This window comes from Desemzia sp. FAM 23989 (assembly GCF_045528345.1).
Taxonomy (GTDB): Bacteria; Bacillota; Bacilli; order Lactobacillales; family Carnobacteriaceae; genus Desemzia.
In genome coordinates this window covers 287,407-302,243 of sequence record NZ_JBGQQT010000001.1, presented here as the reverse complement: position 1 = coordinate 302,243, position 14,837 = coordinate 287,407, and the positions used below count along the sequence as shown (strand labels likewise).

General features: G+C 37.5%; 15 protein-coding genes and 1 other annotated feature. Of the genes, 1 reads left to right on the top strand and 14 read right to left on the bottom strand.

Annotated elements, in window-relative coordinates:
* Nucleotides 1–5 precede the first annotated feature (5 nt).
* The 9 genes from ACEN36_RS01375 to ACEN36_RS01335 form a co-directional block, all read right to left on the bottom strand.
* On the bottom strand, nucleotides 6–1,382 hold the full coding sequence (locus ACEN36_RS01375; protein ID WP_407095384.1) for a V-type ATP synthase subunit B: 1,377 nt from the start codon (nucleotides 1,380–1,382) through the stop codon (nucleotides 6–8).
* Nucleotides 1,375–3,159 (bottom strand): V-type ATP synthase subunit A, encoded by a 1,785-nt coding sequence (locus ACEN36_RS01370; RefSeq protein ID WP_407101719.1) that lies wholly within the window; start codon nucleotides 3,157–3,159, stop codon nucleotides 1,375–1,377. Before ACEN36_RS01370 ends, ACEN36_RS01375 begins: the two co-directional genes overlap by 8 nt.
* Nucleotides 3,160–3,171: 12 nt before the next feature.
* The gene (locus ACEN36_RS01365; RefSeq protein WP_407095388.1) at nucleotides 3,172–3,483 is read right to left on the bottom strand and encodes a V-type ATP synthase subunit F; all 312 of its coding nucleotides are present in this window, start codon (nucleotides 3,481–3,483) and stop codon (nucleotides 3,172–3,174) included.
* The gene (locus ACEN36_RS01360; RefSeq protein WP_407101717.1) at nucleotides 3,473–4,477 is read right to left on the bottom strand and encodes a V-type ATP synthase subunit C; all 1,005 of its coding nucleotides are present in this window, start codon (nucleotides 4,475–4,477) and stop codon (nucleotides 3,473–3,475) included. The genes ACEN36_RS01365 and ACEN36_RS01360 overlap by 11 nt, the downstream gene beginning before the upstream one ends.
* Nucleotides 4,478–4,492: 15 nt before the next feature.
* Nucleotides 4,493–5,071 carry a V-type ATP synthase subunit E gene (locus tag ACEN36_RS01355; RefSeq protein WP_407101715.1) on the bottom strand — a complete coding sequence of 193 codons (579 nt, stop codon included), beginning with the start codon at nucleotides 5,069–5,071 and terminating at the stop codon, nucleotides 4,493–4,495.
* Nucleotides 5,072–5,117: 46 nt separating this feature from the next.
* A complete protein-coding gene (locus tag ACEN36_RS01350) occupies nucleotides 5,118–5,597 on the bottom strand; it encodes a V-type ATP synthase subunit K (protein ID WP_407101713.1) in 480 nt (159 codons plus the stop codon).
* 40 nt (nucleotides 5,598–5,637) lie between these two features.
* Nucleotides 5,638–7,596, bottom strand: coding sequence for a V-type ATP synthase subunit I (locus ACEN36_RS01345; RefSeq protein ID WP_407101711.1), 1,959 nt, complete (start codon nucleotides 7,594–7,596; stop codon nucleotides 5,638–5,640).
* Nucleotides 7,583–7,909 (bottom strand): hypothetical protein, encoded by a 327-nt coding sequence (locus ACEN36_RS01340; RefSeq protein ID WP_407095395.1) that lies wholly within the window; start codon nucleotides 7,907–7,909, stop codon nucleotides 7,583–7,585. Before ACEN36_RS01340 ends, ACEN36_RS01345 begins: the two co-directional genes overlap by 14 nt.
* A 46-nt stretch (nucleotides 7,910–7,955) precedes the next feature.
* Nucleotides 7,956–8,001 (bottom strand) — a sequence feature (sodium ion sensor (DUF1646 type); this cis-regulatory element may regulate processes involved in with the transportation of sodium ions).
* 279 nt (nucleotides 8,002–8,280) lie between these two features.
* On the bottom strand, nucleotides 8,281–9,150 hold the full coding sequence (locus ACEN36_RS01335) for a DegV family protein (RefSeq protein WP_407095396.1): 870 nt from the start codon (nucleotides 9,148–9,150) through the stop codon (nucleotides 8,281–8,283).
* A 144-nt stretch (nucleotides 9,151–9,294) separates the two neighbouring features.
* Between ACEN36_RS01335 and ACEN36_RS01330 the strand changes: the two genes are divergently transcribed.
* Nucleotides 9,295–9,633 (top strand): hypothetical protein, encoded by a 339-nt coding sequence (locus tag ACEN36_RS01330; protein WP_407095397.1) that lies wholly within the window; start codon nucleotides 9,295–9,297, stop codon nucleotides 9,631–9,633.
* Between the two features lie 69 nt (nucleotides 9,634–9,702).
* Here ACEN36_RS01330 and ACEN36_RS01325 read toward each other — a convergent pair whose 3' ends face one another.
* The 5 genes from ACEN36_RS01325 to cls form a co-directional block, all read right to left on the bottom strand.
* A complete protein-coding gene (locus ACEN36_RS01325; RefSeq protein WP_407101709.1) occupies nucleotides 9,703–10,401 on the bottom strand; it encodes an ABC transporter permease in 699 nt (232 codons plus the stop codon).
* A gap of 1 nt (nucleotide 10,402) precedes the next feature.
* The gene (locus ACEN36_RS01320; RefSeq protein ID WP_407101790.1) at nucleotides 10,403–11,347 is read right to left on the bottom strand and encodes an osmoprotectant ABC transporter substrate-binding protein; all 945 of its coding nucleotides are present in this window, start codon (nucleotides 11,345–11,347) and stop codon (nucleotides 10,403–10,405) included.
* A 20-nt stretch (nucleotides 11,348–11,367) separates the two neighbouring features.
* The gene (locus tag ACEN36_RS01315; protein ID WP_407101707.1) at nucleotides 11,368–12,003 is read right to left on the bottom strand and encodes an ABC transporter permease; all 636 of its coding nucleotides are present in this window, start codon (nucleotides 12,001–12,003) and stop codon (nucleotides 11,368–11,370) included.
* Nucleotides 12,004–12,018: 15 nt separating this feature from the next.
* Nucleotides 12,019–13,194 (bottom strand): betaine/proline/choline family ABC transporter ATP-binding protein, encoded by a 1,176-nt coding sequence (locus tag ACEN36_RS01310; RefSeq protein WP_407101705.1) that lies wholly within the window; start codon nucleotides 13,192–13,194, stop codon nucleotides 12,019–12,021.
* A 190-nt stretch (nucleotides 13,195–13,384) separates the two neighbouring features.
* Complete coding sequence (gene cls, locus ACEN36_RS01305; RefSeq protein ID WP_407095406.1) at nucleotides 13,385–14,836, bottom strand: cardiolipin synthase; 1,452 nt, start codon at nucleotides 14,834–14,836, stop codon at nucleotides 13,385–13,387.
* Between the last annotated feature and the right edge of the window lies 1 nt (nucleotide 14,837).

Below are 14,837 nucleotides of genomic sequence, written 5' to 3'. Positions count from 1 at the left end.
TAGGTTCACTCCCCTTTTGGTAAGTATTCATCTAACATATCATCTTTAATCCGTTTCAATTCAGTTCTAGGCAAGATTGACAACAATTTCCATCCCAAGTCCAGCGTATCTTCGATAGTACGGTTTGTATAGAATCCTTGGTTTACATATTCTTCCTCAAATTGAGTCGCAAATGCTGCAAACTTTTTGTCTGTATCGGATAAAGCAGATTCTCCTAAAACAACTGCTAATTCCTTAGCTTGTTTTCCCTCTGCATAAGCAGCAAACAATTGGTTCATCGTAGCAGAATGGTCTTTTCTGGTTTTACCTTCCCCAGTCCCTTTATCTTTCAAACGAGACAATGAAGGCAATACATCGATTGGAGGTTCAACATTGTTGTTGTACAACTCACGAGAAAGAATAATTTGTCCTTCAGTGATGTAACCAGTCAAGTCAGGGATTGGATGAGTAATATCATCCTCTGGCATAGTTAAAATAGGAATTTGTGTTACAGAACCTTCTGAACCAACTAAACGGCCAGCACGTTCAAACAATGTTGCCAAATTGGTATACAAATATCCAGGATATCCACGACGCCCAGGAACTTCACGACGAGCAGCAGAAATTTCACGTAATGCTTCACAATAGTTTGTCATGTCCGTCATGATAACCAACACGTGCATTCCTTTTTCATAGGCCAAATATTCAGCTGCTGTCAAAGCCATACGTGGAGTAGCGATCCGTTCAATAGCAGGATCATCTGCTAAGTTAAGGAAAACTACTGAACGGTCAATAGCACCTGTTTTACGGAAGTCTTCCATAAAGAATTCAGCTTCTTCAAAAGTGATCCCGATACCAGCAAAGACAACCGCAAATTTTTCGTCAGAATTCAATACTGAAGCTTGACGAGCGATTTGAGCAGCCAATTCCTTATGTGGTAAACCTGATCCAGAAAATACGGGCAATTTTTGTCCACGAACTAATGTGTTCAGGTGGTCAATACTTGAAATACCGGTTTGAATAAATTCATCCGGGTAGTCACGAGCCATAGGATTAATCGCTTCACCATTGATATCTAAGGTTTTTTCCGGAATAATTTCTGGGCCACCGTCGTTTACTTCACCCATCCCGTTAAACACACGACCAACCATGTCTTCAGAAACTCCCAAAGATAAAGGTTTACCGGTGAAACGGACTTTGGTGTCACGTAAGTTGATTCCAGAAGGACCTTCGAAGATTTGAACCATGGCTTTGTCGCCATTGATCTCTAAAACTTGGCCTCTGCGTTTTTCACCGTTTTGCATTTGAATGTCTACTAATTCATCAAATTTAACACCTTCGACACCTTCAACAGTCATCAAAGGACCTACAACTTCATTGATTGTACGGTATTCTTTAAGCATCTGTATCCATTCCTCCTTTTTCAACAACTTGGTGAATGGTTTCTTGAATAGAGTTACGTATGTCTGCAAATTGAGCAATTTTATTCTCAGGTAAGAACTTACCGCGACCAATACGTTCTCTTACGTCTACCGTGCCTTGGATGATTTCATCAAAGTAGGCGCCTAATTCCATTCCTTTTTTCGCTTCTTCTTCAAAAGTCAGAATTGTGTGCAACATTTCGTATTGTTTTTGGATAGAAGTGGTGGAATCTACATCATCAAAAGCATTTTGCTGCAAGTAGTCTTCACGGATCATACGTGCAATAACTAATTTCAAGCGGTCTCTTTCAGATAATGATTCTGCCCCAACTAATTGAACGATTTCTTGTAGTTCTGCTTCATCTTGTAGTAAAGAAGAACTGCGAGTAACCATTTTGTTCCAGTCAACACCTAATGTTTCACCAATGTAAGCTGTCATTTCATTTACATAAAGTGAATAAGAGTCCAACCAGTTAATGGCTGGGAAGTGACGTTTTCTTGATAGACCTGCATCTAGTCCCCAGAATACTTTTGCTACACGCATAGTATTTTGAGTAACCGGTTCAGAAGTATCTCCACCCGGAGGCGAAACAGCCCCAATAGCAGTGATGCTCCCTTCTCTGCCTTCATTACCTAAAGCAACAACTTTTCCAGCACGTTCGTAGAATTCAGCTAAACGACTTCCTAAATAAGCTGGATAACCTTCATCCCCTGGCATTTCTTCTAAACGTCCAGACATTTCACGCAACGCTTCTGCCCAACGAGAAGTAGAGTCAGCCATGATAGCCACACTATATCCCATATCACGGAAGTATTCTGCAATCGTAATCCCTGTATAAATAGAAGCTTCACGAGCTGCAACGGGCATGTTTGAAGTATTGGCAATCAAAATCGTACGTGCCATAATCGATTCGCCTGTATTCGGATCAATCAATTCAGGGAATTCGTTGATAACGTCCGTCATTTCGTTTCCACGTTCTCCACACCCAACATATACTACGATATCTACATCGGCATATTTTGCGATTTGGTGTTGTACAACTGTTTTTCCAGCACCGAAAGGACCTGGAACAGCAGCTGAACCACCTTTAGCAACTGGGAATAACGTATCGATAACACGTTGTCCTGTTTTTAAAGGCGTTGTAGGGTTTAATTTACGAGCTGCTGGGCGTCCCTTACGAACAGGCCATTTTTGAGTCATCGTAAATTCTTTTTTGCCTTCTTCTGTTTCAAGTACGTAGATCGTTTCTGTAATGTTGAATTGTCCAGCTTCAATAGCTGTTACTGTTCCTTCTACTCCCACAGGAACCATAATTTTATGGTCCACAACTGGTGTTTCCTGAACATGTCCAATAACATCTCCAGTAGATACTATAGTTCCAATAGTAACTGCTGGTTTGAATTCCCATTTTTTCTCACGGTCTAGGGGTTCAATAGAAACACCACGACTTAGATAGTTACTTTCTGCGCGATTCAAGAAAGTATCTAAGGGTCTTTGGATTCCATCAAACATTTGTGACATAATCCCAGGTGCAAGTTCAACAGATAAAGCTTCTCCTGTTGTTTCTACTGGTTCTCCTGGTCCTACCATTGAAGTTTCTTCATATACCTGAATGGAGGCAATGCTTCCTCGCATTTCAATAATTTCACCAATCAATCCAAGATTCCCGACTCTACAGATATCTTGAATATTGGCATGTTCCATGCCTTCAGCCGTAACAAGCGGCCCAGAGACACTTACAATTTTTCCTTTATCCAAACTGGTTACCTCCTATAAAATATTTTGTCCCACTGCTTTTTCAACATTATCTTGAATGCGTTTTTTCCCAATATTCAATGTTCCAGTATGATTGGGGATCAAAATAATTGCGGGTTGTATTTTGCTGTCATAACGACTAATCGTATCTGGTATCTTTTCCCCCAATGCTTCAGTGAGGTAAATAATGCCATACTCATTTTTGGCTAAGTGATCAACCGTTTTTCTGGCTTCTTTGGCTTCAGATGCGTAGAAAACATCAAAGCCCAACATTTTAAATGGTAAGATAGAGTCTTTATCTCCAACTACTCCAATTTTATGAGCCATAATTCATACGCATCCTTTCTCTTACGCTCTCTATTGGCAGGCCGTTTTCTTTCCCTGCCAAAATCATCCGCAAGTTTTTAACTTCTGTTTCTTTAGCGTGAATAAAGGCTAATAATGGGAGCGGACCAAAAGGCTGTAATTTAGCTTTTTGCATCGTTTCCATCACAGCATTATCTGTTTCTAAATCAACTTTTACTGGAGATAACTCATGTGTTTCAGTGTCCAATGAAGCTTGCACAATAGAAGCAAAATTACCTTCAGATAAGATTTTCCCAGCACTTTCTAGATCCTCTTTGCCTAACTCTACTAATTCTTCTTTTGGAATATTACCAGAGCTGGACAAAATAGTGACTAAGAAATTACGGCTTTTTTGTTGTTTAATGGCTCTGGATAAAGTAGATAAGTTATTCAAGTCAATGTAATATTTCACAAAATCAAGAATTTTTGCATTACCTATTCTTTCAGCCAACCATCTTAAATGAGTAAAATAACGACGATCCAAGATAATGTCTACAGATTGAATATTGTGGTATTCTTCCTCTGCAATTAAGACTTCTTGTATGCTGTCGATATACGCTTGATCCAAGTCTTCTGAGGTACCCACCTCAACAGCTTGTCGGTAAGCAGACATTGGTGCCTTCCCGATCGGAATCAGCATTGAGTCAAAGTCTTCTCCTGTGATTTTAGCTTTAAATAAAACTTTTAGATTGTGATACGTATACCGCAATGAAAACAGTTCCACTAAGTCAGGATCAGGACTTAGTGCAAACATTTCTGCATAGACACGTTGCAATTCTTTCGTCAGCAAGGCATCGTAATCTCTTGTTTCTAAAAGTTCTTCTACATCATTACGGTAAGGAGTATCTTTTAAGACCAGAGTTGCTTCTTCAAAACTATTGGCTTGCAACATACGTTCAAATTGATCATTTTGAAGGAGACTGCTCTCATAAACGCGAATTCTTGCATTCGATCCAGCAAATGCTGTATCTTTCATTTATTCTCCTCCTCCTTATTGAAACAATTTTTGTGATACAGTTGGTAAGACATCTTCTCTCGTATCATCTACTAAAGCATCAAAAATGTAGTTGTAGTCGATACCTTTGTGACGAATAACAAATCCTGCTTTTTTAGAAACTTGCTCATCACTCAGACGAACATTGTTTCCTGCTTGATTTTGCTTTTCTATCCATTGAGAAGAAACAAATGAACGAGATTTTTCTCCAACCACTAGTTCTACTTCTTTGTTTTCGTATTGCTCCAAAACAGCAGCTAGAAACTGTTGGAATTCCTCTTGATTCAATTGTTCCATTCGTTCTTTAGCTGAATCGAATACAGCAGTTATAGCTTGTTGTTTTTCAGCTAACAATTGATTTCTTTTTTGATTGGATAAGGCATTTTTATCTTTTTCATATTGAGCTTTTTGCTCAGCTTGAATTCGTTCTTGACGTCTTTGCTTTTCCATTGCCAATTCCTCAGTTGAAGCTTGAATTAATTGTTGCGCTTCTTTCTCTGCTTCTTGAATAACGACTTGAATTTCTGATCGTTTATTTTCCATTAATCGATCTGTGAGTAATTTTAAGTCAGCCATGTTTTCCCTCCATTCTGTTTTACTTTATAGACTATAGAATGAATCATTAGCCATTTAATACAAGTAAGAATGAAATAACAAACCCTAAGATAGCATAAGTTTCTACCATGGCAGAATAGATAATCCCTTTAGTTGCATGTTCAGGTTTTTTAGCTAAAATTTGGATACCTGCAGAAGCAACGCGTCCTTGATACATACCAGAAAACAGACCAGTAAAAGCAATTGGTAAAGAAGCCATAAACATATACAGACCTTGAGCTAAAGTAGTATCTGCTCCTGAATTTAAGAAAATCAAGAATGCAATAACGAATCCGTAAAGTCCTTGAGTACCTGGAAGCAATTGAAGAATCAATGCTTGACCGAATTTTTCCGGTTGTTCTGTTGTTAAAGCTGCAGCAGCTTCCCCTGTCATCCCAACACCTTTAGCCGAACCAATACCTGCGAAGATTGTTGCCATACCTGCTCCTAATGCAGCGAACATTAAACCACCATTATTTTCAGCAAAAAAAGTTAACCAGTTTTCCATTTGTAATTCCTCCATTTATAAATATATCAATTTTTTTAAACTATTTTGTGTCTTTCTTTAGATAAATGTGTTTTTCGAGAGTTTTCAGTGGGGATAAAGCTCTACCGCCACCTTCAAAAAACTTGCCGAAAAACTCAACGTATTGCAAACGTGCGGTATGCACATAAGCACTTAAATAAGTTAAGAAGATATTTAATGCATGCAATGCAACAATCAACACTATCCCTATAGTAAATCTAGCAGCCACAGGAAGATAGAGTACAATTGAGTTGAAAGCGACAGCAATACTCCCACCTGATATTCCAAGAGCCATCAGTCTAGTATAACTTACCAAGTCACCTACATACCCTGTGACACCATATAAATTATACAAACCTAACGCAAATCCTAGGCCTTTTTTCTTAGATGCCAAAGTAGAAATAAGAATAATTCCGATAACATTTGCAAAGATTAAGACGTAGGATACTATACGAATGATATCATTCGGCATAACCATCATGTCTACAACTAATAGAACTAAACCGATTAATACACCAGCCCAAGCCCATCCATCGACATAACTTGATGCACGTTGTTGTTGTTTCCATTTTACAACTCCGTTTATCACTAAGCCGTACACCAATTGAACAAAACCAAAGACAACAGAAAGAATGAGAATAGTGATGACATCATTCGTTGTCGATAATAACTGTACTGGCAATGCGGCCCCGAAGAAACTTCCGTAAATGAGTCCCCATACGATGACTGAGTAAGATAGCAAATGGAAAAAGCGTATAAATCTTGCTGTACCTTTGTCTAAATTAAAGAGCTTCAGTGCAGCAAATGTCGCAGCCATCAACACAAGTCCGTAACCTAAGTCAGCACTCATCATACCAAAGAATACTAGGTAAAAAGGCATCATTAAAGGCGTAGGATCTATATCATTGTATTTTGGTAAACTGTACATTTCAGTTACACTTTCAAAAGGCTCAACTACAGAGTTGTTTTTTAATACTGTGGGAACAAAATCATAATCTCTCATGCGGATTTCATCTGACATGAGAGCATAATTTTCCTGCCCCACATGTTTGTCTAATATGATAGTTAAGTCAGCAACTTCTTCTTCTTCAAGCCACCCATTTAAAATAAACAAACTGCTTCCATTTAATAATAAAGATTTAGCGTTCTCACGCTGTACTAAATTAGAATAATATTCTTCTGACAACTTTAGATTGTCAATATCAGAACTATAAGCGCGAAGTTTCTCTTTCAACTTATTTTCTTCTTCAGAAAGTTTATTCAATGAGCCTAAAACTGATTTCAATTCTTCTTTAGGCACATCTTGGTATGGATAATTCAATTTTGTGAACTGGAATTGATTCAACACTTCATTTACTTCTGCAAATGAAGCCGATGGTGCGATGACTAAATACGCTGCTTCATCTTTATATCGGAATATTTCTTCAACATAAGCAAAACCAGATTCTTTTACAGCATCGTTAAAATCTTCAGCATTTACTGAAGAAATAGTCCCGATTCTTCCGGTTGTAACTTTAAAATCCTCTAAATCATTCGGATTAAAGTCTAATCGTTCCCATCTTCTTAAGAAATTTTCAGTATCCGTCAAATTTTTCCGCTGTTGATTAATATCAATTATTTCTTTTTCAATTTGTCTAACTTCATCAATTACTCGATCTAAAGGAAAATCAGCCACTTTTTGTTCCAATTCTTTTAGTGTATACTCTTTTCTTCCTTGTCGCATTTTTTTCAAAGCACTGGGTTGTTTGACGTATTGATTTAGATAAGCCAATGTACTTTGAATCGTTTTCATATTTTCCTCATAGATGCCTCTGTTTTGAGGTAGAGTTTCACGAGAATAATAATCAAGTAATTCAGTTTCTTCTAAAGTTGACAAATCAAATAGTTCAAGCTTTTGCAACTCTTGTACTGCTTTTAAAAGCTGCTCTTTATTGGCTTGTTCCGCTAAAAGTGTTATTTGTTTCATTTTAGCTATTGCCATAACGTTTAAACACCACCTTCAATAGTTCATTGACAACTTCATCTTTATTCTTTTCAACAACTTGTTGAATCTTCTCTTTTTCTTGAGCAACTTCCTCTGCAATAACCTGTTTATCATTTGCTAACAATGTGCTGTATTTCTCTTTTTCATCCTCTTCAAATTTCGTTAAATCTTGTTCAAGGATTTCTTTATTGTGTTGAATTGTTTTTTCAGCATCTGAAACAATTTTCCCTGCTTCAGATTGACTATTTTTTCGCAATTCTTCAATTTTTTCTTCAGCTTGTTTAACATATTCAACAGCTTCGAGTCCCATTCCTTCACCCCCTTAAAAGTGCAAAAAAAGACATCAGCAAAGAAGAATCTTCTCACCCTAGAAGACGTCTTCTTGAAAGCTAATGCCCAACCGATTTTGCTTATTTAACTAATAAAACATTAACACAATCGAATTATTTCGTCAATATAGACTAAGCATGCAAGATCTATATCGGTTATTCAATCAGGGCGTTAAGTTTTTTTTAATAATGAGTAACAATTGCATTACTCTATATAGAATTTATCTTACTCTGGACATTTCCTACATACTAAAAATAATAGCACTTTTTTACTGTTACAACAATATATATAGTATAACATATACCAACTTTACACGCTTAAAAATATTTAATCAATAATAACGAACGTCTCTTATACTCTTTCTTCTCCCATAGAAAAAATCGAGAGTGAACCATACCCAGTATGAGACGCAATCGTTGGTCCATACGGATAAATCTTGATATCTTTTACAGTGATTTGCTCTAGGAGTTCTTGTTTTACCATCTCAGCTTCGTCTGGTACACCTACATGCCCAATAAAAATTGTTTGTTGTTCAGGGTTTATAATTCCTTCAACGGTTTTACTCACTAAATGGTGTAAAGACTTTTTACGTCCTCGGACTTTACCAGCTGGTACTAAACCTCCTGCCGGATTAACAACTATGATAGGTTTTACGTTCAATAACGTTCCTAAAGTAGCTGATAACGCAGAGACTCTTCCTCCGCGTTCCAAATGTTTAATGTCATCAACAGTGACCCACGAATGGAGCTTCATTTTATTGTCTTCCAGCCATTTAGCAACTTCCTCTATTGAAGCTCCTGCTGATTTGCGCATCGCAGCTTCATAAACTAGTAAACCTTCTCCTAGACAAGCAGCTTTGGAATCTACAATAGTGATATTCACATTTGTATAGTCTTCTTTTAATTGTTCTACAGCCGCAACAGCATTATTGTAAGAACCACTTAAAGCTGAAGAAAAAGCTATATACAAAACAGGAATCTCTTCTTTTACGTACTTTTCAAACACATCGATATATGTACCAATATTGATTTGAGAAGTAGTAGCCATAGCTCCTTCTTTTAATTCTTGAAAAAATTGATTGCGGTCAAATATTTTGCCCATATCATCAACCAATTCTTTTCCATTCATATGAACAGTTAAATTCACTACATCGATGTCTTGTTCTTCAATAAACGTATAAGGCAAATCGCAACAAGAATCTGTGATCAATTTATAACTCATTCAACTCACTCCGACCTTTAGTATTTTATTCCTTCTTTATTATGACAGGTTTTGCGAAAATTAAAAAGAGAAAATAAAAGATTGCATTATTGAACATTTGTTCGTATAATATAGAAAACGAACAAATGTTTGGAGGATGCACACATGGAAAAAAATAGTGCCGTAACATTATCTGCTTTTAGCTTTTTGCAAAAAACAAAATTATTTTTGACAGATGCCGCTTCACCCACTCTACTGCCCCAAATGCCAATGGAACAAATCCTTTATTTTTTAGAACAGGCTCACTTAAAATCCAAACCCATTATCATTCAAACCACTGATCGAAGCAACAGTTTCGCTTTTCATGAATACACTGGAAAACTAATGATCTCTCCTAAAGATAACGAGAAAATTATTCTGTCTAGTTTAGATAAAAAAACAATCTCTATGATCAAAATGGATGAAATTCGCTATATCCAATTGACAAAACGCACTGCTAAATAACTCAAAAAAAAAAAACAAAAGATACAGGATTCCGTATAAATGAACCCTGTATCTTTTGTTTTTTAGTGCTTAATTTTTTGGTTGCGCTACCTTTGACTCGAACAATCGGGTGGATTGTGTCGGATCTAATTTTTTTTCGATCCATCCTAAAACGACATCGGCAATAACAGCCATTAAAGCAGTTGGAATAGCACCAGCTAGGATAATCGCTCCACCATCAGTGGCATTAACCCCTCTTGCGATAATGTCCCCTAATCCTCCAGCACCAATAAAGGTTCCTATGGCTCCGATACCAATACCAACTACAAGGGCATTACGAATTCCACCCATGATAACCGATAAAGCTAACGGCAATTCTACCATTGTAGTGACTTGCCTTCTTGTCATTCCCATACCTTTTCCAGTGTCTAGCAAACTGTCATCTACACTTCGGACTCCCGCATAGGTATTTTTTAGAATCGGCAGTAGAGAATAAAGGAAAATCGTCACGACTACGGTTGTAGCTCCTAAACCAAAACCTAACATCAATATCGACAGCATAGCTAAGGAAGGGATCGTTTGAAGCACATTGGCTATCCCGATTACCCATTTAGCTAAATTTCCATGTCTGGAAATCCAAAAACCGATTGGGATACCAATGATGGCTGCAAATAAAACGCCATATATCGACATCAAAAAATGCCGAATAAATTGACTCCACACATAAGCACCGTTTTGAGAGAAATAATAAATCAATTGCTCGAAAACATTCATGTCTGTAATATTCATGCTATTCCCCTCCGTTCGTAGAAACTGACGTATCTTCAAAATAGTTGTTGTCTTGTAAAAATTCTTCCGCAACTACTTGCGGCTCTTTTAAATTGTTGTCTGCTTCATAATTCATTGTTTGCATCTGTTCTTCACTGATCGTTCCTTCTAGTTTCAATAAAATTTCTTCTAATTCGGGATAATTTTCTAATACCTCATTAGTAGCAACAGGACTTGCATCGTAAGGAGGAAATAACCTCAAATCGTCTTCTAGAACTACCAGATCATAACTGGCAATACGTCCATCTGTAGAATAACCTAAGATGATATCCATTTCCCCAGCGGCCAAAGCATCATAAACCAAACCGATTTGCATAGGGTAAACTCTGTTAAAGTCAAATCCATAAGTATCTAAGAAAGCATCGTACCCGTCTCCTTCTCGTTCGATCCACGAATTGTCCACACCAGCCTGCATATCTTGAGCGTATGGTTCCAAATCACTGATTGTTTCCAAATCATATTCATCAGCTGTTTCTTGTGTCACCATAAAGGCATATGAGTTAGCAAACCCATATGAAGGGAACCACGTTTGATCAAATTCCGTTTGGAACCCTTCTACAACTACTTTCAGGGCTTCTTCAGAATCTGTGATCGGCGCATGACCTAATTCTCCCGTCAATGAAGTCCCAGTATATTTAACACCAGCAATATTTGCATCTCCATTTAATAAAGCCTGATGACTTACTGTTGAAGAACCTAAATTATTGATGACTTGAACATCTATATCATCCATATAATGCTCGACCATTCCCTCAACTACATAACTCATGATCAATCCTTCTGTCGAAGTTACACCAGCTACTGTGATTCCTTCACCAGATGTCCCGCTTCCAAGACCTGGTAGAGAACACCCTGCTAAAGCCAACGCGCTAAAAAGCGACAAGGCAATCGTTTTTTTCTTCTTCAAATATTTCATGTTGTATCCTCCTATTTCGCAGTTCGCAAGTTGACTGGAGTGACTTTTTCTTCTACTTTTCCTAAAAGAAAATCTACCAGCAACGCTAGTATGGTAACAGGGATCGTTCCACCAATAATCAACTCGGGAATATATAAGTTTAAGCCGTTAAAGATAAAGTCGCCTAAACCGCCTCCGCCAATGTAAGAAGCTAAAGTAGCCCATGCAATAACATACACACCAGATAAACGTATGCCAGCCATGATAACAGGAGCTGCTTGCGGCAACTCAACAGAGAAAATCAATTGCCTATTAGTCATTCCCATCCCTTTAGCTGCATCGATCAAATCTTTGTCTACTCCTTCCATCCCAATATACGTATTTCTCAATATTGGCATCAAAGAATACAAAAATAACGCAATAATAGCTGGGAATTTTCCAATTCCGAACAATGGAATCATTAAGGCCAATAAAGCCAGTGATGGTATAGTCTGCAACACTGTGATTGCACTAATGAATCCACTTGCGATTCGTTTATATCTAGTCAGTATAACTCCGATGGGTACAGCTAAAAGTATCCCTAAAACTAAAGCAATAGCGGATATATATAGGTGCTCCCATGTCAATAATAGAAGTTGCGAACCATTGTCAGTTAAAAAATCTATCATGCATACCCGTCCTTTCTATTGCTCTCCACTTATTTCAGGAGTAGTTCCCAAGGGAATATCTTTTGCTTCTTCCAGATCTCCCCAAATATTGTCGTACACGATTTCTGCAAGAGAACCTCTTGTTACCAATCCAATCAATTTCCCTTTTTGATCTACGACCGGGATATTTTTAAATCCGATTTTCAACATACGTTGAACAGTATCACGCAACAATGTGCCCGAACGGACAAAGCGGATTTCACCTTGCATCACATCACCAACACTGGTCGCTGTTCTGCGGTAACGGTCAATGTCTTCCAGTCCTACCATTCCTTTTAAAACACCTGAGTCATCAGTAACAAATAAGGTATCTACTTTACGGTCGCGCATCAATCGAATAGCATCTTGTAAAGATTTCCCTGGAGTTACAGAAACGGGATTTTTGATCATGATTTGGTCAACAGTCTGAATGGAAGGTCTAGCTTGCAATAAGCGGTCTTCTCCGAGGAAATCTTCAACAAATTGATTTGCGGGGTTGGCTAAAATATTTTCAGGAGTGTCAAATTGCACCACTTGACCATTCTGCATAATGACAATACGGTCAGCCAATTGCAATGCTTCGTCCATATCGTGAGTAACAAAAACAACGGTGCGTCCCATCTCTTCTTGAAGGTGCTTGACCAATTCTTGCAAAGCATCTCTCGTGATCGGGTCTAACGCACCAAAAGGTTCATCCATGAGAATAATATCCTGATCAGCAGCTAATGCCCGAATAACACCAATCCGTTGTTGTTGCCCTCCAGAAAGTTCATTAGGGTAACGATCTAAGAACTCTTTAGGCAGATCCACTCGTTTGATCAATCTTTCTGCTCTTTCCCTTTTCTTTTCCTCTGGCCATTTCAACAATTTCGGAACCAAAGTAATGTTTTCATAAACCGTCATATGCGGCATAAGTCCGATTTGTTGAATCACATAGCCGATTCCTCTACGCAGTTCAACTGCATCCTTCTTCATGATATCTTCCCCATCAATCAGAATTTGGCCTTTACTAGGTTCGATCATGCGATTGATCATCCGCATAGAAGTTGTTTTCCCACTCCCACTCGTTCCAATAAAAACAATAAACTCCCCATCATTAAAGGTTAAATTTATATTTTCTACTGCTTTTGTGCCGTCTTTATATATTTTAGATACATTCTTAAATTCGATCAATTTAGTCCACCTCTTTAGGTTTTATTTTTAATTGTACTTTATACAAGTGTTGCATAAATGGAAAGAAATTACAAATAATCTGCTCAAACACAAGTTTTCATAACATTTTCAAAATAAACTGCTTCATTTACAAGGATGCAAAAAAAGGAAGTAGTTGATTAACCTGCTTCCTTTTGATAGCCTTTACTTATTATAAAATCGGTGACAATAAACGTGAGAAACTTTGTTTGAATTTGACCCATGAAGATTGTTTTTCGATTAATTCCCTCGTAAATAAATAACTTTTTTCCATATCTTTAAAGAAATAAGCTTCTTGTTGCTTGGCTATTGCCGGGTCATACATGAAAGCATTTACTTCAAAATTCAGTTTAAAACTTCGGATATCAAAGTTGGCTGTACCCACTGAGCAGATTTCTCCGTCGATGACGATCGTTTTACTGTGCAGGAATCCATTATCATAGATGTACACTTCTGCTCCCGCATCTACCATTTGCGCTGCATACGATAACGTAGCTTGGTAAATAAAAGGATGGTCCGGCTTATTGGGAATCATAATTTTAACATCTATTCCCGACATAATAGCTATTTGCAACGTTTCAATCAGTGCATCATCTGGCACAAAATAAGGGGTTTGGATATAAACAGTTTTATCTGCCATACTGATCATTTTGATGTACCCTTTTTTTATTTGTTGGATCTCTGTATCTGGACCACTGGATACGATCTGCAGGTTGGTTTTCCCTTTTCGTTGGATATAAGGAAAATACCTCTCTTCATATTCTATTTTATTGGTAGGTACAGCTGCATTCCAGTCCATGATAAACCTACTTTGCAAGGCCAGCACTCCATTTCCGATTATTTTTAAATGAGTATCTCGCCAATAGCCGAATTTCTTGTCTTTGCCCAAGTATTCGTCTCCTACATTAAAGCCGCCGATATACCCGATTTTTCCATCGATAACGACAATTTTGCGATGATTTCGGAAGTTAATTCGAAAATTGATCAAGCCCAATTTTGATCCAAAAAAGGTCTCGACTTGTCCGCCTAATTCTTTTAATTTTTTAAATGAAGCCAGTTTCAAAGCGCGAGAGCCTAATGCATCGTAAATGACCAAGACTTCTACGCCTGCTGCTGCTCTATCTTCTAAAGCTTTCAACACCATATTTCCTATCTGATCATTATGAAATATGTAATAAATCATATGAATATGATTTTCTGCTTTGTAAATATCGCGAATCAGCGATTTAAATTTTTCTTTGCCGTCTGTAAACATTTCTACGACATTTCCTTTTGTTAACATGGATTCGCTGCTTTCCAAAAACAAACTGGTAATTTCTTTCGAATCCTCAGTGGACTGTTGGCTAGACAACAATTTTTCTTCTTCGATCAGCATTTGTTTCTGAGCTTCCACCAACTCTGGCATACCGATACTTTCTTGAGCTTGTATATCAAAAATCTTTTCTCTGGAGATCTTTTTGCCAATAAAAAAATAAATGATAAATCCTATACCCGGCAAAAAGTTTAATACCAGCAACCACGCCCAAGTAGCTGCAATATCTCTCTTTTCTCGAAACACTGTAACAGCTGCAAATACAGTATTGACCGTTAATAACAATGAAATAAAATAAAAAACGTAGTTCATT

Excerpts from the sequence above, each read along its gene's own strand:
- ACEN36_RS01375 (WP_407095384.1), bottom strand. The coding sequence starts at position 1,382 with ATGCTTAAAGAATACCGTACAATCAATGAAGTTGTAGGTCCTTTGATG.
- ACEN36_RS01365 (WP_407095388.1), bottom strand. The coding sequence starts at position 3,483 with ATGGCTCATAAAATTGGAGTAGTTGGAGATAAAGACTCTATCTTACCA.
- ACEN36_RS01360 (WP_407101717.1), bottom strand. The coding sequence starts at position 4,477 with ATGAAAGATACAGCATTTGCTGGATCGAATGCAAGAATTCGCGTTTAT.
- ACEN36_RS01355 (WP_407101715.1), bottom strand. The coding sequence starts at position 5,071 with ATGGCTGACTTAAAATTACTCACAGATCGATTAATGGAAAATAAACGA.
- ACEN36_RS01350 (WP_407101713.1), bottom strand. The coding sequence starts at position 5,597 with ATGGAAAACTGGTTAACTTTTTTTGCTGAAAATAATGGTGGTTTAATG.
- ACEN36_RS01345 (WP_407101711.1), bottom strand. The coding sequence starts at position 7,596 with ATGGCAATAGCTAAAATGAAACAAATAACACTTTTAGCGGAACAAGCC.
- ACEN36_RS01340 (WP_407095395.1), bottom strand. The coding sequence starts at position 7,909 with ATGGGACTCGAAGCTGTTGAATATGTTAAACAAGCTGAAGAAAAAATT.
- ACEN36_RS01335 (WP_407095396.1), bottom strand. The coding sequence starts at position 9,150 with ATGAGTTATAAATTGATCACAGATTCTTGTTGCGATTTGCCTTATACG.
- ACEN36_RS01330 (WP_407095397.1), top strand. The coding sequence starts at position 9,295 with ATGGAAAAAAATAGTGCCGTAACATTATCTGCTTTTAGCTTTTTGCAA.
- ACEN36_RS01325 (WP_407101709.1), bottom strand. The coding sequence starts at position 10,401 with ATGAATATTACAGACATGAATGTTTTCGAGCAATTGATTTATTATTTC.
- ACEN36_RS01315 (WP_407101707.1), bottom strand. The coding sequence starts at position 12,003 with ATGATAGATTTTTTAACTGACAATGGTTCGCAACTTCTATTATTGACA.
- cls (WP_407095406.1), bottom strand. The coding sequence starts at position 14,836 with ATGAACTACGTTTTTTATTTTATTTCATTGTTATTAACGGTCAATACT.